Consider the following 20,780-nt stretch of genomic DNA (forward strand, 5'->3'; position numbering starts at 1 on the left):
AATGCGGGATTTTCCGGAAATAAAGGTTGGCAAGTAAATGCCTTGTTGGTGCTAAGAGCCTGTCTTAAAATTAAATTTGAGTGTATTGGGATAAGATTTACGCATTCAAATTGAAAAACTGTAACATTAAACCGTTAAATGTCTAAAATGTATGTTTAAACCATGATGCCTATTGTACTTGATTTTATACATCGAGTGCGTAAGTCTTTGGGATGAAGTACTATCTTTAAGGTCAATATACCTGAATTTCGGAAAAATGTACTATATGAATTTGAAATTAATGTTGCTTATTATCCAATTGTAGAAATGGTTTGAATTTTAAAACAACCTCTAAGAAGACGTTTATCTCCATCCGAGGAAGACAAAAACTTTAAACCAATTTGGAAGGATATTTAAAAGGTCATACGACTGCCAAAAAAAGGAAGCAATAGCCAACTACCCTTTACATCCTTTTCAATTGCTGGCTGTATACGCGCCCTATCCTCTGGATTGTGTCCGCTTCTTCTGGATCTTTATCGTCCCGGATGCGGATGAAGCGAGGAAAACGCAGTGCGAAACCCGAATCGTAGTTGGGGCTTTTCTGGATTTCCTCAAAGGCAATTTCCAGAACTACCTTCGGCCTGACTGCAAATACCCCGCCTGCTTCCCCGCCTTCCATTAATCCAGAAAGTATTTCCGTGAGTTCCTTTAGCTGCTCGTCGGTCAGGCCTGTACCCACCTTACCGACCTGCATGAAGCGGGAAGTATCAGGGTCATAACAGGCAACAGAGTAAGAACCTATAAGATTTGCCCGCCTGCCAAAACCCCACTCAGCTCCCACAACTACAAGGTCAAGGGTTTCCATAAGGGGCTTTTTCTTTAGCCAGTTTTTGCCACGCTTGCCAGGGGAATAAAATGAATTAGGGTTTTTGATCATCAAGCCTTCGTGCCCAGCTTTCAAGGCTTCCCTGTAGATTTTTTCTACGACCTCCAGGTCACCGGTTATAATCTGTTTGTCCACACAGATGGATTTTGAGTCCTCAACCGAACTCTCCACGCAGGATTCAAGCGCTTTTCGCCGCTCTAGAAGAGGAAGATCAATCAGCGTTTTGCCGTTAAGGAACATAATGTCAAAAAGGTTGAGCTGGATAGGAATTCCAAGCGCTTTCTCATCCACATCGTATTTGCGCCTGAAACGTTTGAGAATCTCCTGAAAGGCCCTGGGCTTACCGTTTTCATCCACTGCAACGGCCTCTCCGTCAAGGATTGCAGACTCAGCCTTTACGTGTTTACGAACTATTTCCACAAGATCTGGGAGGGAGTTCGTAACATTTTCAAGTTTTCGTGAAAAAAGGGTAACCGAGTTTCCATCCTTGTGGATCTGCACTCTTGCCCCATCGAATTTCCATTCGATTGCAACTTCTTTCATGTCCTTGATATCGGCATCTATGTCAGGGCTGATCTGAGAGAGCATAACCTTGATCGGACGATTGATTTCAATTCCCAGATGTCCCAGGGCTTCTATCCCGCCTCTCTTGGCAGCCGCAGCCACTATCCCGAGGTCATTTGTAACCATAAAGGAGTGTTCAACCATATCAGGAGGAACGGAAAAAGCCTTTGCAATGGCATCCCTTACAACGCCTTCCCCGACACCTATACGGAGTTCCTCAAGCGCAAGCCTGGAAATATATTTTGCTTCCCTCGGGGTTGAGGAGTTAAAGAGAAACTGAAGGTTTTTGACCTTAATTTCCTGCGAGCCCTTTCCCGAAGCTTCGGAAGCCGTCTTGAAGCGCTTATAAACTTCAGTTATTGAAAGTTCCGGCTGTTCTTCGAGATAAGAAGAAAAAGTGACCTGATTTTTCCGTTTTTCTTTAAGGATAAGAAGTGCTGTATCTCCTATGTCTCCTGTTGTCCGGATAAGAGATTCTATACTTTTTATAGACATTCCCGAGGCTTTGGAGAGGGAAACATACAGCAGGCTCGTACCAATTCCCAGTTGCTCTCCACTCCAGGCAGGAAAAACCTCACTCATGATAAAGTGAGTTGCAATGGGCAACTCTTCTACATCAACCCTTTTAAGAAGATCAGCAACCCTGTTTGTAGTGTCGATAGTACTCGATATTTTTTCAATTGCCTGGCAGGTTTCTGCAAATTCCCTGAAGCTTGTCATAATCCACGCAGCTTTTTTATTTTTATTTTTTCCGAATTGGGATAAAATCTGAATTCTTAATAACCCTTATCGGTTTCCGTAAATTGAGATCAGGTCGCTGAGAATCGCACTTGCTGTTTCAATCGGGCCTGCACCCTTACCCGTAACCGTAATTTCTCCTGCAAGCTCAGTGTCTACTGACGCCACATTCAGGGTTCCTCCGACTGCAAGGGGATGGTTGATCGGTACAAGCCTTGGGGCTACCTGGATCCTCTCCCTGCTAACTTCCCCTATAAGTTTGATCACATGCCCCCTTTCATAAGCCATCTCCAGGGCTTCAGGCGTGACCTTTGTGATTCCTGTAACTTCAACGTCCCTGTAAGTAGCATTAAGTCCGAAGATTGCATTGGCAAGAATTACCAGTTTACAGGCTGTGTCAATCCCTTCCACGTCATACTTAGGGTCGGCTTCAGCAATTCCAAGCTGCATGGACTCGGCAAGAATGTCTGTATAACTTGCCCTTTCCTCCAGCATCCTTGTCAGAATATAGTTGCAGGTTCCGTTCAGTATTCCTTTGATGCTTTTAACTTTATTGCCTGCAAGAACTTCATTTACCAGGTTAATAACCGGCATTGAACCGCCGACAGTCGCTTCGAACCTGAAATTTGACCCGGCTGCCTTTGCGGTTTCCACGAGTTCCCTGTAATTAAGGGCAAGAGGCCCTTTGTTGGAAGTAATAACGTCCTTTCCGGTTTGGAAGGCCGCAAGCATGTTTTGTAGACCTGCTCCGCCGGTTTTGATATTTGTAGGGGTGGTCTCGATTACCAGTTCATGGTCTACGGATCTGATGACTTCGACTCCGGTAATCTTTTCAAGGGCAACAGTTCCACTTATTCTCTTGCGGGTGAGGCAGTCGGCAAGGTCCACACCCTGAAGATTAACAGTAGCGCCCTTTGAATCCACAACAGCGACAACTTTCACTTCCAGCCCGATACTTTCCAGATACTCATTTTTCATAAGGAGTACCTCGGCCACACCCTGTCCGATTGCACCGAACCCTAGAATCGAACAGCATACTGTCTTCATGTTTTCAAACTCCTAAAAACTATTTTTCAGGCCTGGATGTCTATTGGAAGGACCATCAGCAGGTCTTTTTTTGCCGAGACTTCTTTCAGGATGTTGAGTGCCGTTTGCAGATCCTCTTTACCCACGGCATCAATTTTTATAAGAGCTGAAGAAAGCAGATTGATACCCGGCATGGAAAGGGAAAGGTCCACAACCTCAGCAAACCCTGTTTTGTCGATCTCATCAATTGTATCCTGAATGCCTGTATGAACTACATGCCCTATGAGAACCACGTTTATGCTCTCCCTGAAACGATGTTCTCCTACTCTTACGACTCTGACTCCGCTTTCTTCCAGTTTGGCCTTTATTATTTCAACGCTTTCAGGTCTGGTTTCAAGTACGAGCTGTACAGGCACTGTTTTTCTGGGGGTTCTCTTCTGATGGTGATGTAATACGGTTATCAGGTTAGCCTTACATTCCGAAAGAGGCTGGAGGGCTAAAAGCATCTGCCCTGGCACATCTTTTAGTTCAATGTCCATGGAAATTCGCATGTTGTCCCTCGTGCACTTTGTAATAATTCTTTGTGCAATTTAAATAATAATTTACCAATCTATCAATATAATATCCAGCAACTTACTGTCAAGGTTGTAGTAATATATCAGAGTATCATATCAGAGTATCATATCAGAGTATCATATCAGAGTATCCGGTTCCAATCGAGCCATGAAGCTTCTTAAACCTCATTTTTGTAATTTCAATACAAACTTGTTCCCGTGAAACAAGGCCCTGTTACTCTGATTTTATTAATGCATTTATATTCAGTAAATACTCTACTAGACATAAGAATTTAAAAAGGTTATTCAAATAAGTCGAACATTCGATCTTTCAAATACTGTTAACCCATTCTGTTGTTTAGTAGATTAATTAAGTTATATAGTTTACTGTTTATGGCCTTTCAAAATAGACTATTAGAGTATTATTATTCTGCTTAGGACTATGTTCTGCTTATTCCTTCTTATTTTTATGTTCTGTCTGCCTGGGAAGATGCATGTCCGGAATACGGATTATATTCCCTCTTCCTCTTTTGAATTTCTCGACCAGCCCGCGCTCTTCAAGATCCGAAAGCATAAGACTGACTTTGGACTCTGAATACGGGGATTTTTTCCGGAGTTCTCTCTGGGTGACCCGGTTTCCGCTAGCTCGGATTACATCAAGGAGATCTTTGAGATCTTCAGGAAGATTAAGTATGGAATGCTTTGGAACGTCGGGGCTCGATTTATTTAGTTCTCCGCCATAGAAAGAAGAATCCGGTATATTTGGGTCCTTTTCTTCAGGCTTCACCCTCTGCTGCATAAATTTTCCAGTTTCCGATGCGTCTCCTGCATTTTCAGCAATAGCGGGTCGTTCAGGGCTTGCTTCCGGAATTTCTATAATGTCTTCTGTCGAACCGTTTTCAGTCTCCTCAGAAAATATTGCATCTTTTATGGGATTCTCAGACTGTAACAGGTATGGTTCTCTGCTTCCTCCCGGAAACAGGGTTGTTGTCTCAGGAGATTTTTCATGCTTCTTTTTTAAAAAGTAACCAGCTAACAAAAGGACTATTAGGGCAAGGAAGGCAGAAACTAAGATGGTATTTTGAGAGCTTGCCCCGGAGATGAGCTCCGTTTCTTCAGAATCCAGATTGGGGAGTTCGAATTCCCCCTGGTCCAGGAGTCCTTCATCATAGGGTGGGAACAGGAGAAGGTCATGCACATACTCTCCTTTATCTGAAATTACAACCTCTTCGTTTGCTGTATAAACTACGTTGCTTCCCTCAAGATAGTTGGCAGTTATCAGATAGGTGCCAGGAGTAAGATTGAAAGAATATTGCGAATCCGTTGCAACAAAGTACTGTTCAGGGGTGGAATTAATTTCGACCACTGAGTTATTAAGAGGCTTGAAACTATCCCACTCATAAACGGTCCCGTGAATTGTGGCCGCAATTGCGTTTCCCTGAAAAAACATAAGGAAAAAGAAAACACAGGCGATCCTGCAGAGCTTTCTAAAATTCACGGAATGTTAAATGGTTTTTTAACATAAATCTTTTGCTTTCCCTCACAGAAATTTCTAAAATAATAACAGCTTATTAAAGCTTTATCAAGAAAAAAAGGGATTATTCAAGCTTAAAATTCAATATGTGCCTGTTAATCTAACTTATTCCGAAAAGAATGCTTATATTTACCTTATTCCATATACAGTGTAATAACTTGAAAAAGGAGGCAGTCAGATGAAAAAATCACAAACTATGCGATATCTGGCTTATCTTACGATCCTATTGACATTACTCAGTGCGCTTCCAGGAGGCTCCCTTGCTGCCAAAGAATCTTCTGAACATGGAAATAGTAATCAGGACCAGTATATGCGCGAAGATGCCCGCGATTCATACGAGAATGAAACCAACAATTCAGGTGACGCCACTGACTCGGAGTCGGATACGGAACGGCTTCAGAACAATCTCAGCGTAAAAGACGGGAACAGAATTTCCGAATATAAAGACGAAAGAAAACAATTAATAGAAGAACTCCAGTTTCATAAGAAGGAATATCAGGAAGCAAAAGGAGATTTTCTCGAGATCAGAAATCGTATCCGGACAGGAAAACTTGATCCAAACTCAGAAGAGGCTTTAAATGCTACAAGGACCTACCTTAACTCAAGCATTAATTATATGATAGCTCACCTTTCAAATGTAAAGAGCAATATGGAATACTCAAATGGCAATGAAACAGAAGAACAAATTGTTGCTATAGATGAAAAGATTAAATTGCTTGAAGTTGAGAAGGCACAGGTTGCAAAAGCTTCCAGTCAGAAAGAGTTTTTGGTCGTTGTCAGATCCGTACGCGAAGTATGGGATAATGCCGAGAGAACCAGCCTTGCAGGCGTAGGACAGACCGTCAGTGAGAAAATAGGAAAATTTCTTGAAAAATCCGAAACTCTCTCTGAAAAACTTGGAACAAATATCGAGAGTCTGAACGAAACCGATATTGACAAGGCTGACCTTGAGACAAAGCTTGCCAGTTACAAACTATATATAAAATCAGCTCAGGAGAGGAAAGAAGCGGCGGACTCCATTTACAGCGGTGAGAATGTCACTCTGGAAAATATGGAAACGGCGAATAATTACCTGCGTCAATCTCTTAGTGAGATCAGTAAAGCAAACAATATACTCAGACAAATTTTCGACGAGCTGAAAAAGTATGAAATTGATAAATATAACGAAACTGGAGTCGAAAGTAGCCTGAAAACCGTACTTAACAATACTAAAAATGTAACAGGTACACACAATAGTTAACATCTCAGAAGCGGCTCTTCTGTCAGTGCAAAGAAGGCCTCTTCTAATGGAGAAAAATATCATAACCAGGGGATGAGACTGGAAACCTTACTGAAGAAAAATTACAGAATTGAGGAGGCAGAAAATGGTTAAATTCGCTCACCTGCTCGTACTGTCAGCTTTAGTTGTCTGGCTTGCAGGATCTGGCTGTGTCGGGAACGGTACATCTGAAGTAAAAGAATCAGGAATAGACCCAAACGTTGCCGAGGCAGGTAATGGGGCACCGTCCGAAGATCTGGAAATTGGGCTCACACAGGCAGAAATCCAGGGGCTTAATTGTGATATGGCAGATCTCGAGGACTTGCTCGTAAATGCAAGCCCTGAAGAGGAGATAACAATCGAAGAACTGTGAAATGGAAAGGAAATAAGTGAAATTTCAACTGGAAAATAGTTTTCACTTGAAAAACATCTTATCTTTATTTTTCATTTTCTGAATTTCGTCTTCCAGTATATCTACTCTTGATTCAAGTTCATGCATGTCTTTTCTAGTAAAGATATCTGCTTTTGAGATAGAGTCCTGGATTTTCTCAGAGATTTTCTTTTCAAGGTCAACTTTCTGCTTTTTGCTTTCTTCAAGCACATCCTGAATAACCTTTTTACCTTCTTCCTTACTAATATCTCCTTTATCGACAAGGTCTTTTACAAGATCATTTATTTTGTCTTCGGTCACTGCCCAGAGGCCGGCTCCTATGAGCCCGAGTTTTCTGACTGATTCCCTCATGTACAAACACTCGCTTTTGAATTATCAATCTTAAAAAAAGTTACATGAAATTATTAATCTGCTATGGTCTTTAAGGGTGTATTAAAAGTTCCCCTATACTTAACTTAACAGATTACTTAATCAAACGAAAATATATAAATATATTAAATGGTGATGCTATTCGGGGGTAATTTGATGGCAGACACTTTAGAACTACCACCAGCTATATGTGCATATCCTGACGATAAATACGAAAACCTTGAAATTGAGGTCGTTCTCCAGGAAGTCTAAATGAAAGATATTTCTGGTAAGATCCCCGAAAATGGTTATGTAAAAGCCACCGAAGAAAGGGTTGAATATGCGGACAGCACGCAGTCTGCTGCCCTGTGAGCCCGGAAAAAGTGGTTGCTAATTATTCAAATGGTGTACTTAAAGTAACAGTACCTTACCAGCAGCCTTTTGAAGAGCTGTGGATGTAAAAATTGAATAAAGTAACCGTAAAGTAACCAGGACTTATGCAGTTGAAACGAGAAATCAATAGCGTTAAACCTCAAACTGTATAAATCATAATGTCTGTGATAGGTATGCTCACGCTTGATTTTGTTCCTCACATACTTAAGTCCTGAACTCACGTATCTAAGAGCCTATCCGAAAAGTCAGTAATGCATGTTGAAAAGTCACAATAGGTCTATAATATCAGAGTATCCGTTCCGGTTTTGCATATTGCATATTGTAAAAGTTATAGCAGGTAACCACTTTTCGGATAGGCTCGAAGTCCGAATCTATAAAATAATTGAATTTTATTGAAAAGAGGTTTTTAAATGAAGAAAATGACAGAGCAGCATCTTATCAATGCATTCGGAGGAGAAAGTCAGGCACATATGAGGTATTTACATTTTGGAAACAAGGCCGAAAAAGAAAAATATTATAATGTAGCCCGATTATTTCGTGCAATTGCCCATGCTGAATATTTACATGCAGGAGATCATTACCGGGAGTTAAGACACCTTGAGGGAGGATTTGTCGCAAATAGCATGGCAGCTTTTGGCCCTGGGGATTCCAGGAAAAACCTTAAACTGGCCATTGCTGGCGAGACCTTTGAAATTGAGGAAATGTACCCCGTATACATAGAAGTAGCAAAATTCCAGGGCGAAAAAGGCGCACAAAGAAGTTTTGAATGGTCATATGCCAGTGAAAAACTACATAAACAGCTTTTTGAAAAAGCATTCGAGTGGGTTAACTCAGGAAAAGATGTTGACCTTGGCCCGATCCAGGTCTGCGAAGTCTGTGGATATACCCTTGAAGGAGAAGCACCCGACAGGTGTCCTGTATGCAATGCATTAAAAGACAAATTTACTGCATTTAAATAAGTGCCTGTCTTGAATTGGCTGATCCTTATCATGCGAGTTTCTCTACCGCAGGATATGTATGACTTCGTAAGAGGTCGTATATCCAAACAGGCAAGACTACAGTTTAAGTTCGGTTAAAAATTTCAATTTTTCTATGGTAAGTGATTTGTCAGTAGAGAGTGATTTAATTTTATCAAAAAAGCTTTTGGGCATTGCATGTCTTACACCATCACTGGAAGGGAAAACGATTAGCTTATCCCCTACAGCGCATTCGATGTTCTTGGGGCATGCTACAATGTGCCCTTCGTCTATTTAGATATAAAAATTCGATCCATCGGTATCTGTCATTATTTCATTTATTTGACAGTTTTATATGAGTTTTCAAACTTAGCGTTGCACTTCAAACACTGAATTTTGAAGCTGTGAAGGTAGCTTTCTTCTGAGTTGTGTTCAATTAAAAAGTAATCTTCTACAGGAAGACCTGAATCAAGTCTTCACCCATTTTCACAATTCTTACAATCAATGTGCTTTAACACACCTGATTCGGAATATTTAACAGTATGAAAAGTTGATGTTGGCTCTATGTGTTGTAAAAATATTGTTTCAACTGTATCCTCACCGGGACTATCTCTATCATTATCTTTAAATCTATCTTCGATTTCGATTTCGCGCTTCTTTTTGCCTATTAAAGCTCCGTCTCGTGACTTAGTTTTGAACCCAGTTTTCATCCCAATCTCTGATGAAATTTTTATTTTTTCATGAGATATTATATTGTGAGTGTTCTATATAAATACGAAGAACAGGCTGAAAGTATTCATACTTCTCTTGATTTTAAGCAGATTTGCCACAGTACAGAAATTACAACTAATGAATATAACCGTGACATTTCTCTCTTTTATCAAATTAATAAAAAGTCATGGTCTTAGAATCCAAGGTGGTATTCCTCAAACCTTTTTATAATATTTTCATTTCTGTGTTCTGCCCGCAGGCATAGGTTTTGCTTTACTGTCCTGTAAATCTGTTGCAGCCTACAGGCACACGGAGCCAATATCTTAAGCATAGCAAAATGTACTTACGCATTAAATGGTATAATATTAAGGTAATATAAACAAATAATAAAACTTAATCAAAATTAAATATTAGAGGTGCATCATATGGACGGAGTTAAAAAAATATGTAAAACAGCCATTGGTGTTATGGTGGGCGCCGGTTTAATTTGTTTTGTTAAGGGTTTATGCTTAGGTTACTTGATTTGTCACTATAAAAATAAGTGGCACAGTGCAAAATGCACTGATAAGACAGACAAAGAGCAAGAATAATATGAATTATATTATTTAGGCGTTTGAGCTTAGTCCCCTTTTCTCATTTCATTTTATAATATAATTGAGAGTCATTGTTTAAAATATGATAATTGAAGAAACCTAAAATTAAACCAATTTCAAAATAATTCTGTTTTATTTTGCAAAATAGATAACTAGCCCTGATATAAATAGAGCTAAACCAAACTGAAAAAGTTGATCTGAATGAGATCTATACTCAATAGTACTAAATTCAACAATGAAAGGTATAAAAGGATCAGGCTGTACAACAAAAGAATAACTTGCATCACTTTCTAAATCGAACTCACGCTTACTATTGCCTTTCAGATTCTCACTTATACTTGTAATATGCCTCCTTTGACCAGTAGATGTTTCAAAAAGTTTCGTTTTGGATAATGCAAATCGAACTTTTTGCTTCCTTTTTCCTTTTAATTTTACCTTCATAACAGATTTAACAGGATTATCAAAATTATCTGTTTGCCTTCATGTGACTTTTTTAATCTAGTTTGGATTAATTTTGGAATTTTTGACTAAATTAAACACAGATATCTTTATTATTCCCAAGTTACTTATTATATTCACTAGTTTGGGGAGATTATAGTATGTCGGACCATATTATAAAATATACAAAGTACCTGAACTAATAGCATTTAACAACAGTCAGGAGTGTGGGAGTGAATGAGATATCTAAAATCTGAAAAGCTAGAACGGACATCAGGGATTTTACTGGCAGTCCTTTTTATAGTTTCATTGACAGTTGTGTCTGCAGGTGCAGTTTCTTCGGATTCATCAAGCCAACAGACAGAAATAAAATCCATTAGTCCATACCAATACGAGGAACCAAATCTATTCTTTCTGCAGGGAGTTGGACCTAAGTATAAGGATGTACAAATAAGCTATTCGACGAGCAGCATCACAGGCAAACCTCTTTTCACCTATAAAGACTCAAAAGGCGCACGCAGCTTTATGGGAGATGAAATCCGTACACAAAATACGGAGACAGGTACGCTGGTTACTGTGACCTTAGAGACTGTTACGGACCTTCGTATAGTCACGCTGACTTTGCTCGTGCCTGCAATTAACCTCGATGGTTCAGCAAAAGAATTTAAGACTATAGCGATCCGGACAACCAATAAAACAACTATCGGTGGAGGGCGCTTCGTTAAGGGAGCAATTCAATTCTATGAAGTTATAGACCTCAAAGGAACTGCCAATAGTGTCATATTTTGAGTTGAATCCGGGACTTGACTATCTTAGTAATTATAGTCAATTAACAAATTAAATACACTTTAAACGCTAGAATTCAAACTTTATAACCATAAAAAACACTAAGAGTATGGAATAACTAAAACAAAACTTTATAACAGCGAAAAACGCGGAAAGTGCAGAAAGATTGTGCCTTTATTTCCTTTTTCCATACTCTTTTCGTTGACAGTTAATCCGTATTTATATATTTATTTTGGTATCTTTTATCTTCGAGAAAGTAGTACAGATTACTTTAAAATCTTCTCACTCTTTTGCCCTATTTTCAAGCTTTTCCGTAACTTTAGGCCATAGAGACAGTGAAATTATCATGGTGATCACAAAAACAAAAATTGAGCCTGCAGCCATGTCCACCTGGGTATAGGCCGTCTCACCGCGCGATACATTGATTAAAAGAGCCCCAAAAAGAAAAAGGCTCACAAGCACTATCGAGGTGGCAATACTTGATAGAAACACTACTCTGGGCCTGTTCTCCGTGGATTCGAATTTTGCCATACAACTCACCATTAATTTTCAAACCTGCTTTAATTTGAGCTTCAAAATTGTATTTCCATGAGTTTTAGATTCTCTGAATTCACTTGATCCTGCTTCTTTTCATCAGGAGGGAATTGGTAGTCACCGAGACTGAACTGAGCGCCATGAAAGCTGCAGCAAGTTCGGGTGTAATCAGGACCCTGTCAAAGAAGGGGTAAAGAATCCCTGCGGCAATAGGGATGCCTATTGTATTGTACCCAAACGCCCAGAGAAGGTTCTGTTTGATCTTTTTAATGGTAAGGCGGCTCAGTTTAAGGGCTGCAACCACGTCTCTAGGGTCACTCTTTATAAGCACGATTTTTGCGGATTCCATTGCAACATCCGTGCCTGTTCCCATAGCAATTCCCACGTCGGACTGGATCAGGGCTGGAGCGTCATTAATGCCGTCACCCACCATTCCGACGAGTTTGCCTTCTTCCTGGAGTTTTTTGATTGCATTTGCTTTGTCTTCGGGCAGCACCTCGGCAAGTACTCTGGTAATCCCAACTTCCGTTGCAATCGCACCGGCTGTAAGGGCGTTGTCTCCGGTTATCATAACTACCTCGACACCCATTTTTTTCAGAGTCTCAACCGCCTCCCTTGAGTTTTCCTTCAGGGTATCGGCAACTGCGATAAGGCCTATATTTTCGTTCTCAAGGGCTACAAGCATTGCAGTCTTCCCTTTTTCTTCAAACTCTCGCATTTTAGTTTCCATTTCCTTAATGGAAATCCTATTTTCTTCCATAAGTTTGCGGGTGCCGAGCAAAATTCTTTTTTCTTCAAAATAGGCTTCAATTCCTTTCCCTGGAAGAGAACGGAAATTTTCTGCCTTTCCGGGGCTGATTTCTCTTTCTTCTGCCCCTTTTACAATAGCTTCCCCGAGAGGGTGTTCCGATCCTTTTTCAGCCGTTGCCGCAATGAAAAGCACCTCTTTTTCCCCATGACCCGGAGCGGCAAGAAGATCCGTTAGTTTTGGAGAGCCTTTCGTAAGAGTCCCGGTTTTGTCAAACACGATAGTATCAAGTTTATGTGCCCTTTCAAGAGCTTCTCCACCTTTTATGAGGATTCCGTTTTCTGCACCTTTGCCCGTGCCCACCATAATGGCTGCAGGGGTTGCAAGCCCGACTGCGCACGGACATGAGATTACAAGGACAGTAATGGCGATAAGCAGGGAGAAGAGGAATGGGCTGATCCCTCCGAGAGATACGGATTCGCCCACTCCGTAGCGCCAGTAACCTACGAAGAACCAGAAGAAAAAGGCAAGAAGGGCAATTATATGCACAGCTACTACGAAGTTTCCGGCAAAAATATCTGCAACCCTCTGTATGGGAGCTTTTGTAGTCTGGGCAGTTTCCACAAGCCTGATAATCTGGGCAAGGGCAGTGTCAGCCCCAACTTTTGTAGCCCGAAAATTAAAAGTTCCTGTCCTGTTCAGGGTGGCCCCTATAACCGTATCTCCAGGACTTTTCTCTACAGGAATACTTTCTCCCGTAAGCATGGACTCATCTACTGCCGAACCGCCTTCCACCACAACTCCATCAACAGGGATCTTTTCTCCGGGCCTGACAACAACAATGTCGCCAACAACCACTTCTTCGATAGGCACCTCTTTTTCAATACCGTTTACAAGGATCCTGGAAGTCTTTGCCCTGAGGCCCATGAGTTTCCGAATTGCTTCTGATGTCCGGCCTCTCGCCCTGGCTTCAAGGTACCTTCCAAGGACAATGAAAATAATGAGAAAAGCGACTGTGTCGTAGTAAAGGCTGTCATATCCGGGGCCCAGGTTAAGAAATGTTGCTGCCACGCTGATGAGGTAAGCTGACCCTGTCCCTGCCGCAATTAGCAGGTTCATATCAGTTACACCATACTTGAAACCCTTAAAGGTCCCGACAAAAAACTGCCTGCCGGGAAAAAGAAGGACAAGAGTGGACAGTACAAAAAGAACTATGTGATTGGAAAAGAACGCAGGCACGAAAGACAGAAAAGGAAGCATCATGCTCATGTTCCCAAGGCCAATTGGAATTCCCAGCACAAGAGCAATTATAAGGTTATTTCTTTGCCTCTGGATCTCGGAGTTCCTGGACATTTGCTCTCTATCCTCATACTCCACAGTCTCAGCCCTGACTGATGCCCCGTAGCCAATACCTTTGACTGCATCAATAATCTCCCTTACCGAAATCCGGGCTGAATCAAATTCTACAACTGCCTTTTCAAGCGGGAAATTTACTGAGGCTGAAATCACGCCTTCTTTTTTATTGAGTATCTTCTCAATGTTTGCGGCGCAGGACGCACAGCTCATGCCCTGAAGATCAAGCGTAACCTTATCCTTCTCTACTTTATATCCGATGGATTCGATAGCTTCCTCTATTTCCTTAGGAGAGACAATGGAAGGTTCAAAAATTACCTTTGCTCTTCCGAGCTCCAGATTGACAGCTACTGAGTCCACACCCTCCTTTTTTTTTAATATCTTTTCAATATTCAGGGCACAGGCTGAACAGGTCATGCCGGAAACTCCAAGCGTGATTTCCTTTATACCGGTTTTCGGGCTTGAGCTTTGCGTTTCCTCTTCTTCTGCCAGTTCGCATATTCCAGGCAGGGGGCAGGTTTGAAGGGCCTCTTCGGATTCCTTTGGTTCATTTAAAGCCCTCTCCACAGCCTCTGAAGTTACCTCTGCGATCTCTGTTGTGTCGGAAATCTCTGCCTGAGCCTCTTGCTTAGCCTCTTTTTCGCTTTCTGTTAAGTATCCGACCTTAAGAATAGCTGCCTTTATGTCGTCCAGACTAACTTTTTGAGGGTCAAAACTAACAGTGGCACGTTCGGATTCGAGATCTACATCAACGAATTCTACTCCCTCAAAAGAAGAAATAGTATCTGCTACCCTTTTCTGGCAGTGACCACAGGTCATGCCATATACTCCTATAGTAACTTCCATCGGATATGCCGCCTATCCAGATTTTTCAGGACTGCCCGGCTTTTAACAAAACTTTTCCGGGCTCTTTTATATTTTTATAACCAGCCTTAAGCAGGGTCATCCTTATGACATACGCATCAGTTATCCGGCTGTCATAGGCTACATTTATTGTCCTGTCAGGAATATTTATGTTTACTCGAGAAACCCCGTTGATAGAGGTAACGAGCCTGGTAATCATGTCTTTACAGTACCTGCAGACCATGTCATCTATTATTAATGTTGTTTCCCCGATATGTCCACCCCCAAAGAATCAGCTGTTTTTTCAAACAGGCGCTTCACCCATATAATAAAAATTTGTACCTTTAGTATATAATTCTTTAAAACCTATGCCTGAGATCTATACCATCATACGGGCTCGTATCCGGCTTCCCGAATCGCAGCCTTGACTTTTTCGAGATTTTCCTTTCCTTCTTCGTATTCAATGACTACCTGCTTTTTTTGAAGGTTTACTTCTGCTTTCCGTACACCTTCCACAGCTTCAACTGCTTTTTTTACCCTCATTTCACAGTGTCCGCAGGACATGCCTTCAACTTTTATGGTTTCTTTAGTTATAGTTTCGACCTCCATCTAATTTTTACTAAATGATTTAACATAATAATTTTATGGAATACTGTAGGATTGAATAAATATATGTCCGGCCTGCTCCAAATTCTTTGCTGCCCGCAGAGCTAGATCGGCAAGGAAAAGTTGTACCTGCATTTGTAAATCAGTTCCTTTAAGCGAGTGTAGCGAAAGTAGGGAAAGAAAAAACAAATTTCCAAAAGGGGCTCATGCCCTGTTCCCCGGATCGCAGCCTTGAATTTTTCGAGGTTTGGTGCCAGGAGTGAGAAAAAGGGCAATGTTAAGGATTCGAGCTGTCTGCTAACCTCTCCGAGCGACATAAAGCACCTTCCAAGCAGTGGTGAGTAGAAAGAGACCTCCTAGGATGAAAATGCTGCTGACTAGATGAAGCAGGCCAAGATGAGGATCTCCCTTCAGGCCAAGGAGCGTGTACCAGAGACGGCCTGTATCATGAGATAACAGGTCGATTCCTGGGTAATGACTTGCCAGCCAGCCTGAGAGCAGGTAAATGGTAAGAGGAAAACCGTACATTTCGGTAAACAACGCAACTATGAATGCAGCAAATCCACCTTGGTCCTGTGTATGAATCAATCCGCTAGATAACGAACGATTAACACTGCGAGGATTCCAAGTATCATGATCAGAGTCACGGCCATCAGGGCAGTCGACCACAGCCTTGCGTCGTACACCTTCAGGGATTTTCTTGCGTTCTCCGAGCCCAGAAGAAGCACCAAGGAGAGTACGAATAAAATAATCGCTATCATGCTCACTGAGATCCAGTGATGGCCCGTAAGTGCTGCCAATGATTGTCTAAAACCGGTTGATACGTCATGTGCGATGATGATGCAGCCGATTAAAAATATGGTGATTGTGGCTGATGCGATGGAAGTCGCTGAGTCCTTCATTTTAAGGCCCCCAGCCCCGACTTTCCATCATTGGATATGACCGCTCCCATCAGGAACATGAGCAACACCATGAAGAGTGCCAGGCAGGCAGTTATCGTCAGGGCGCGCCTCAACTTAGTATCATCCAGAAAAGCGTCTCTGTCGAGGACGAAAAGGGTAATAGACAGAGCGAAAGCGATTATGGGAAGAAAGACGAAAATGTGTTCTTTTGCCTCCATTACAACCTCGTGCGCCCAAGGATGCGGCCCTGCCAGGATTACAGGTTTTACCTGGGAGCCGTAGACCGTTAAATAGTTGTAGCCTCCTACAATCCAGCACCCTGTGGTTAACAGGAGTGCAGCCAGATAACTTGCTATCCTGGCCCTGGCGAGTGACCTGTCTGTCGGATACAGCGTCTCTACAATAATCCAGACCAGAACAAGGGCAGATAGGCCTCCAGATATCGAATGCAAGAGAACCAGGCTCTTTGTCCCGCCAACTACGCCATTATGCAGGCCCCAGCTGGCATCGATGATCAGGATTGGTGCCAGAGCATATCCCATCATTTTATGCAATCCTCGGTACCTTGCTCGATTCTTAAAAACCAGGCTTAGAAAAAGCTGAACAATCATGATGAGAAGAATGATCAGTCCCAGCTTTCCGTGAACAGACGATAGTATGGATTCTCCGTGCTGCAACCTTATCCACAAACCATAGATGAACAATCCCAGGATGAAAGCTCCAAAGTAAATACCGCCCTTTTTATGAAGCGTAAAAATATTTCCTGAGCTTCTCTTTATCCTTCCTCTGAGCATGGCCCCGGTTGTAAGAACATAAATAATTAGCATCAGGCTGATGATAGCTATCAGGGCATGGCCTATCCAGTTGTCATACGCCAAGGCAATGCCACCAATAATTAAAAGCAAAACTAGGCCTATGTATATATCCGATATTGTTTGTCTTCTGTTTAATTTTTCAGAAATTTAAAACCCCCCATGTTGCCCTTTTTTCAAAGCTTCTAAGGTATTTCAGTTAGCGGAAATGGGCTTTTTTCTTGCCCCAAAACCAAATAGAAGCCAGGTGAAGACGTAACCAGTTAGAAGAACTTTCTCAATTATCCTATGCCTGGTAGCTTTGTTAATGGCTGTAACCTTATCACATTCAGGGATGCTATGAAAGGATAATCAGTCCTATCAACACGGCAAGAATCAAAACCGCTTTTTCTACAAAACCTGCTCGATACATGAGATGCCTCTTAAAAAGATCTTCAAGATCTGAATTCTCTTAATGGGATAACGTCTTTTCGAACAGGGATCTAATAATATTCATGAATTAATATTCATATAATAATATTATTCATGCACCTTATATTACATTGCTCCAAAAAAGTTTTTTTCCAAAGATACATTATAATTTATCCAGCATCCCTCCAGATACCCACTGGATATTACAAAAAATAAGTACATTATTCACATTTATTCCACAATGCAGTAAAATATGGTTGTGTAATATGGTTGTATATGAAGAAATTATCTCTATATCTTTGCTTACACTGCTGGCAAGCATAATCGGGACTCTGGCCGGATTTGGAATATCTACTGTCATGGTACCCGTTCTTCTGATTATCCTTCCTCTGCCTCAGACCCTGCTCCTGGTGGGCATAATTCACTGGTTTAATGATATCTGGAAGATACTCTTATTTCGGGAGGGAATAAGATGGAAGCTTTTTCTTGCTTTCGGCCTTCCCGGGATCTTTACCAGTTTCCTGGGATCGTCCTTATCCTTGAGAATTTCCCACGAAATTCTTTCAAGAACATTAGGGGTTTTCCTTATAGTCTATGTTCTCTTCATCGTCTTCAACCGAACTTTCAAACTGAGTCAGAGGTTATCTGTGGCAGTATCCGGTGGAGCCCTGACAGGATTTTTTGCAGGTATCTTTGGCATAGGCGGGGAAATAAATGCTGTAGTCTTGAGCGCTTTTAACCTGGAGAAGGCCGTTTATATCACAACTGCTGGCGCCATATCTTTTATGATTGACTCTACAAGGATAGCGACCTATGTTAGAGGAGGTATTGGGCTTGAGCCTGTCATTCTAGCAGGTTTTTTGATCTTCATACCCTTGTCTTTAATCGGAGTAATGATTGGGAAAAGAGGAATTGAAAAAATACCCCAGGAAAAATTCAGGAATTTTGTGGCAGTTTTCATATTTTTATTTGGCCTTAAACTGGTGCTGCTCCCTTAGCTTGATGGCATTCTTTGCTCTCTAGTTTTTGCACGTTCGTTATGGCTTTTCTATAGCCCCCTCTTTATTCTTTATTCAGCGAAGGCTTGTAATTCCTTTCTTTCTCTAATGCCATAATTTACAGTTATCCCCACTAAAAGTACAGCTAAAGAACAGTACTTTTGTATTGATTCGTGAAAATGTTTGGAAGCAAATTTTTCCAAATTTATTCCAGCGTTGACCTAAAACTCGAAATTTACTTTTTAAATATTGTACTTCGAATAATAAATTAAATTCTTGATTATGAAAACAATCCTGAAAACTCATATTAATATACTAATCTCGGTAGATGTGAAAAGGAAATGTGATGAAGTCAAGCTATATTTAATTATAGTTTTTAATTCTCTTAGTTAAGTATTTTTATTCCGATCTATTCTTTTTTATTGGTATATATACTTTGAGATCTCTAAATTCAGTTAAATTAGTCGCACTAAACTAATTTTAGAATTGTTATTTCATAAATTAAAAAACAGTGCGTTTCAAACCAGAGGTTCATTCTTTTAACGAGGGGTGTGTATATAAATGGATGCCGAAATGGTGATTGGGAAAAGTTATAGATTCCTTATGCCGCAGGGGGTTTTCAGAGAAAAACAGACGGCTTCTCATAATATAACCGTGATTCTTCCGGCTTATAATGAAGAGGTGTCTATAGGGAGCATTGTCTTGCTTGCGAGACGGTATGCTGACAGGGTGATAGTTGTTGATGACGGGAGTTCGGACAGAACGGCTGAGATTGCTGCAAACGCCGGGGCTGAGGTGATTGTGCATTCTCCAAATAAAGGAAAGGGAATGGCTTTTAAGACTGGATTTGAGGCAGCCGAGGGTGCAGATATTATAGTTACCATGGATTCGGACGGGCAGCACAACCCTGCAGATATCCCGAAACTGGTTGCCCCTATTCTCAAAGGCGAAGCTGATCTGGTAAACGGCAGTCGCTATCTATATGGTCATGCCACAAATACGCCTGCCTACCGTCGGCTGGGGCAAACCATTCTGGACAAGGTTACCATCATTAACTCTGGCATCAGCATTACCGATTCTCAGAGTGGGTTCCGCGCTTTTTCAGCCTCCACAAAAGATATTTTTCGTTTCAATGCTCAGGGCATGGAAATAGAAAGTGAAATGCTTGCAGATGCAGGAAGGTCAGGGTTAAGAATTAAAGAAGTAGAAATAGATGTAAGGTATGACGTTGACTGCTCAACAGAAAATCCTGTAAAGCACGGCCTGAGTGTTTTGGTAAAGGTCTGTAAAGATATAGAATTTAATAAACCTCTGTGTTGTTTCACTTTGCCAGGAGTCGTTTTTGGGATATGCGGGGTATACATTGGCCTCAGTTTTTTACAAACTTTTTATCTTGGCGGAAGTCTGTACTTTGGGCCCACTATTTTGATGGTCATGCTAACTCTGGTTGGAACTTTTATGGCTTTTACTGGAATTTTGCTGCATTCGATAACTAGCTTGATCAGAAACATAAGGTAGGTTAAGCATCAAAACACGGACACAGCCCTTCCGTACTTCCCGTGGTTATAGATCTTGATTAAGTTTTTTTCGTGCCCCTCAGTATTTATGCATTTCTCAAAACTTAATAACTTTTATTCCATCTGTCTTTTCGAGTTTTAGCTCTTTATCCTTAGTATGGCAGGCCCTGTCAAGAGGGTGCCTGCGAAGCTTAGCATGATGTAGAGCATTCTTTGTGAGTTTTTATTATGATACCTGCTTGAAATGCTCTTCCTTGAATATGAGGCTGGAGGTCTTTGAGTATAAATTTTTTTGCAATCTTGAAAATAGAGCTATCAGTTTCCGGAGCAAAAAAACTTTGCTCTTCATTGGGGGTTGCTGCCGGAATTAGTGCGACTTGAGTGGATTTTGGAGTCAGATTCCTTTAAGTTTTTAACTGCGAATATGGTCAGCTCTTTCTTTGATATACCTGCGAAGCCTCCATCTTTTTCATAGACAGCCGCAAAGAGGGGTAGTCTCCTGGTGAGGCCCGAGGCTTGTTAGGGAAAGAATGCTCTGGCTCTCCTCGCCTATGTTTATCGTGTCGTTGCCTTCTCTGATTATGGGCTGGATCTCAGCCTCGAGTTCGTCTTTGAATCTGGGAAGTGCACCGAATTTGCAGCAAATTCGAAGTCAATTTTTTGTGTACTGGGTGTAATTTGGTTCCTCAGATGTGGAATTTTATACACAACAACTCTTGAGATTTGTGATTTTACAGAACTTGCGGTACACTGCCTAATATCAGATAATTATTAATTATACGAAAAATTTATTCTATCATATTTATCTACATTCTAGCCATCTACATATATAATCACAGATAGATAAAATTTAAATAAATCAATCTAAAAATAGAAGCGTGTAAACAAAATAATACGGAAA

22 protein-coding genes are annotated in these 20,780 nt (G+C 41.1%); 8 read left to right on the forward strand and 14 right to left on the reverse strand.

All coding sequences use genetic code 11. The features are described 5' to 3' along the window. Positions 1-442: 442 nt before the first annotated feature. From RG963_RS10500 to RG963_RS10515, 4 genes are all read right to left on the reverse strand, one after another. Positions 443-2,149, reverse strand: a complete 1,707-nt coding sequence (locus RG963_RS10500; RefSeq protein ID WP_310576224.1) for an ATP-dependent DNA ligase — start codon at positions 2,147-2,149, stop codon at positions 443-445. A 66-nt stretch (positions 2,150-2,215) separates the two neighbouring features. Beyond that, positions 2,216-3,214 (reverse strand): homoserine dehydrogenase, encoded by a 999-nt coding sequence (locus RG963_RS10505; RefSeq protein WP_310576225.1) that lies wholly within the window; start codon positions 3,212-3,214, stop codon positions 2,216-2,218. Positions 3,215-3,240: 26 nt separating this feature from the next. Next, entirely contained in the window at positions 3,241-3,744 is a 504-nt protein-coding gene (locus RG963_RS10510; protein WP_310576226.1) for an amino acid-binding protein, read from the reverse strand. 454 nt (positions 3,745-4,198) lie between these two features. After that, positions 4,199-5,245, reverse strand: coding sequence for a helix-turn-helix transcriptional regulator (locus tag RG963_RS10515; protein ID WP_310576227.1), 1,047 nt, complete (start codon positions 5,243-5,245; stop codon positions 4,199-4,201). Positions 5,246-5,459: 214 nt separating this feature from the next. Between RG963_RS10515 and RG963_RS10520 the strand changes: the two genes are divergently transcribed. Together RG963_RS10520 and RG963_RS10525 are read left to right on the forward strand one after the other, a co-directional pair. Next, positions 5,460-6,521: a chromosome segregation ATPase gene (locus tag RG963_RS10520; RefSeq protein WP_310576228.1), complete on the forward strand. Its 1,062-nt coding sequence runs from the start codon at positions 5,460-5,462 to the stop codon at positions 6,519-6,521. 124 nt (positions 6,522-6,645) lie between these two features. Further along, a complete protein-coding gene (locus RG963_RS10525) occupies positions 6,646-6,912 on the forward strand; it encodes a hypothetical protein (RefSeq protein ID WP_310576229.1) in 267 nt (88 codons plus the stop codon). Between the two features lie 42 nt (positions 6,913-6,954). Here the strand turns inward: RG963_RS10525 and RG963_RS10530 are convergent, their stop codons facing one another. Continuing rightward, positions 6,955-7,281 (reverse strand): phasin family protein, encoded by a 327-nt coding sequence (locus tag RG963_RS10530; RefSeq protein WP_310576230.1) that lies wholly within the window; start codon positions 7,279-7,281, stop codon positions 6,955-6,957. A 365-nt stretch (positions 7,282-7,646) separates the two neighbouring features. Here RG963_RS10530 and RG963_RS10535 point away from each other — a divergent pair, with 365 nt between their 5' ends. Both RG963_RS10535 and RG963_RS10540 read left to right on the forward strand, forming a co-directional pair. Next, the gene (locus RG963_RS10535; protein ID WP_310576231.1) at positions 7,647-7,739 is read left to right on the forward strand and encodes an Hsp20/alpha crystallin family protein; all 93 of its coding nucleotides are present in this window, start codon (positions 7,647-7,649) and stop codon (positions 7,737-7,739) included. Between the two features lie 342 nt (positions 7,740-8,081). Then, entirely contained in the window at positions 8,082-8,630 is a 549-nt protein-coding gene (locus tag RG963_RS10540) for a rubrerythrin family protein (RefSeq protein ID WP_310576232.1), read from the forward strand. A 473-nt stretch (positions 8,631-9,103) separates the two neighbouring features. On the opposite strand, the gene RG963_RS10545 is transcribed toward RG963_RS10540, so the two are convergent. After that, entirely contained in the window at positions 9,104-9,337 is a 234-nt protein-coding gene (locus tag RG963_RS10545; protein ID WP_310576233.1) for a hypothetical protein, read from the reverse strand. A 426-nt stretch (positions 9,338-9,763) separates the two neighbouring features. On the opposite strand from RG963_RS10545, the gene RG963_RS10550 reads away from it, so the two are divergent. Further along, positions 9,764-9,928 (forward strand): hypothetical protein, encoded by a 165-nt coding sequence (locus tag RG963_RS10550; protein ID WP_310576234.1) that lies wholly within the window; start codon positions 9,764-9,766, stop codon positions 9,926-9,928. 135 nt (positions 9,929-10,063) lie between these two features. Here the strand turns inward: RG963_RS10550 and RG963_RS10555 are convergent, their stop codons facing one another. Beyond that, positions 10,064-10,372: a hypothetical protein gene (locus RG963_RS10555; protein WP_310576235.1), complete on the reverse strand. Its 309-nt coding sequence runs from the start codon at positions 10,370-10,372 to the stop codon at positions 10,064-10,066. A gap of 234 nt (positions 10,373-10,606) precedes the next feature. Here RG963_RS10555 and RG963_RS10560 point away from each other — a divergent pair, with 234 nt between their 5' ends. Continuing rightward, positions 10,607-11,158, forward strand: coding sequence for a hypothetical protein (locus RG963_RS10560; protein WP_310576236.1), 552 nt, complete (start codon positions 10,607-10,609; stop codon positions 11,156-11,158). Positions 11,159-11,437: 279 nt separating this feature from the next. Here the strand turns inward: RG963_RS10560 and RG963_RS10565 are convergent, their stop codons facing one another. From RG963_RS10565 to RG963_RS10595, 7 genes are all read right to left on the reverse strand, one after another. Further along, positions 11,438-11,686, reverse strand: coding sequence for a hypothetical protein (locus RG963_RS10565; RefSeq protein ID WP_310576237.1), 249 nt, complete (start codon positions 11,684-11,686; stop codon positions 11,438-11,440). Between the two features lie 79 nt (positions 11,687-11,765). Next, entirely contained in the window at positions 11,766-14,636 is a 2,871-nt protein-coding gene (locus RG963_RS10570) for a heavy metal translocating P-type ATPase (RefSeq protein WP_310576238.1), read from the reverse strand. 25 nt (positions 14,637-14,661) lie between these two features. Further along, the gene (locus RG963_RS10575; RefSeq protein ID WP_310576245.1) at positions 14,662-14,907 is read right to left on the reverse strand and encodes a heavy-metal-associated domain-containing protein; all 246 of its coding nucleotides are present in this window, start codon (positions 14,905-14,907) and stop codon (positions 14,662-14,664) included. A gap of 113 nt (positions 14,908-15,020) precedes the next feature. Then, positions 15,021-15,242, reverse strand: a complete 222-nt coding sequence (locus RG963_RS10580) for a heavy-metal-associated domain-containing protein (protein ID WP_310576239.1) — start codon at positions 15,240-15,242, stop codon at positions 15,021-15,023. 294 nt (positions 15,243-15,536) lie between these two features. Beyond that, complete coding sequence (locus tag RG963_RS10585; RefSeq protein ID WP_310576240.1) at positions 15,537-15,827, reverse strand: hypothetical protein; 291 nt, start codon at positions 15,825-15,827, stop codon at positions 15,537-15,539. Then, positions 15,824-16,141, reverse strand: coding sequence for a hypothetical protein (locus tag RG963_RS10590; protein ID WP_310576241.1), 318 nt, complete (start codon positions 16,139-16,141; stop codon positions 15,824-15,826). Before RG963_RS10590 ends, RG963_RS10585 begins: the two co-directional genes overlap by 4 nt. After that, entirely contained in the window at positions 16,138-17,019 is an 882-nt protein-coding gene (locus RG963_RS10595) for a hypothetical protein (RefSeq protein ID WP_310576242.1), read from the reverse strand. Before RG963_RS10595 ends, RG963_RS10590 begins: the two co-directional genes overlap by 4 nt. A gap of 611 nt (positions 17,020-17,630) precedes the next feature. Between RG963_RS10595 and RG963_RS10600 the strand changes: the two genes are divergently transcribed. Next, entirely contained in the window at positions 17,631-18,362 is a 732-nt protein-coding gene (locus RG963_RS10600) for a sulfite exporter TauE/SafE family protein (protein WP_310576243.1), read from the forward strand. Positions 18,363-18,923: 561 nt separating this feature from the next. Beyond that, positions 18,924-19,880, forward strand: a complete 957-nt coding sequence (locus RG963_RS10605; protein ID WP_310576244.1) for a glycosyltransferase family 2 protein — start codon at positions 18,924-18,926, stop codon at positions 19,878-19,880. The last annotated feature ends 900 nt before the right edge of the window (positions 19,881-20,780 follow it).

Origin of the sequence: Methanosarcina baikalica, from assembly GCF_031461075.1 — an archaeon.
Taxonomy (GTDB): Archaea; Halobacteriota; Methanosarcinia; order Methanosarcinales; family Methanosarcinaceae; genus Methanosarcina; species Methanosarcina baikalica.

What these genes read in the sequence shown, in the direction of transcription:
- RG963_RS10500 (WP_310576224.1), bottom strand. Translation starts at nt 2,149, where the DNA reads ATGACAAGCTTCAGGGAATTTGCAGAAACCTGCCAGGCAATTGAAAAA.
- RG963_RS10505 (WP_310576225.1), bottom strand. Translation starts at nt 3,214, where the DNA reads ATGAAGACAGTATGCTGTTCGATTCTAGGGTTCGGTGCAATCGGACAG.
- RG963_RS10510 (WP_310576226.1), bottom strand. Translation starts at nt 3,744, where the DNA reads ATGCGAATTTCCATGGACATTGAACTAAAAGATGTGCCAGGGCAGATG.
- RG963_RS10520 (WP_310576228.1), top strand. Translation starts at nt 5,460, where the DNA reads ATGAAAAAATCACAAACTATGCGATATCTGGCTTATCTTACGATCCTA.
- RG963_RS10525 (WP_310576229.1), top strand. Translation starts at nt 6,646, where the DNA reads ATGGTTAAATTCGCTCACCTGCTCGTACTGTCAGCTTTAGTTGTCTGG.
- RG963_RS10530 (WP_310576230.1), bottom strand. Translation starts at nt 7,281, where the DNA reads ATGAGGGAATCAGTCAGAAAACTCGGGCTCATAGGAGCCGGCCTCTGG.
- RG963_RS10540 (WP_310576232.1), top strand. Translation starts at nt 8,082, where the DNA reads ATGAAGAAAATGACAGAGCAGCATCTTATCAATGCATTCGGAGGAGAA.
- RG963_RS10545 (WP_310576233.1), bottom strand. Translation starts at nt 9,337, where the DNA reads ATGAAAACTGGGTTCAAAACTAAGTCACGAGACGGAGCTTTAATAGGC.
- RG963_RS10550 (WP_310576234.1), top strand. Translation starts at nt 9,764, where the DNA reads ATGGACGGAGTTAAAAAAATATGTAAAACAGCCATTGGTGTTATGGTG.
- RG963_RS10555 (WP_310576235.1), bottom strand. Translation starts at nt 10,372, where the DNA reads ATGAAGGTAAAATTAAAAGGAAAAAGGAAGCAAAAAGTTCGATTTGCA.
- RG963_RS10560 (WP_310576236.1), top strand. Translation starts at nt 10,607, where the DNA reads ATGAGATATCTAAAATCTGAAAAGCTAGAACGGACATCAGGGATTTTA.
- RG963_RS10565 (WP_310576237.1), bottom strand. Translation starts at nt 11,686, where the DNA reads ATGGCAAAATTCGAATCCACGGAGAACAGGCCCAGAGTAGTGTTTCTA.
- RG963_RS10570 (WP_310576238.1), bottom strand. Translation starts at nt 14,636, where the DNA reads ATGGAAGTTACTATAGGAGTATATGGCATGACCTGTGGTCACTGCCAG.
- RG963_RS10580 (WP_310576239.1), bottom strand. Translation starts at nt 15,242, where the DNA reads ATGGAGGTCGAAACTATAACTAAAGAAACCATAAAAGTTGAAGGCATG.
- RG963_RS10590 (WP_310576241.1), bottom strand. Translation starts at nt 16,141, where the DNA reads ATGAAGGACTCAGCGACTTCCATCGCATCAGCCACAATCACCATATTT.
- RG963_RS10600 (WP_310576243.1), top strand. Translation starts at nt 17,631, where the DNA reads ATGGTTGTATATGAAGAAATTATCTCTATATCTTTGCTTACACTGCTG.
- RG963_RS10605 (WP_310576244.1), top strand. Translation starts at nt 18,924, where the DNA reads ATGGATGCCGAAATGGTGATTGGGAAAAGTTATAGATTCCTTATGCCG.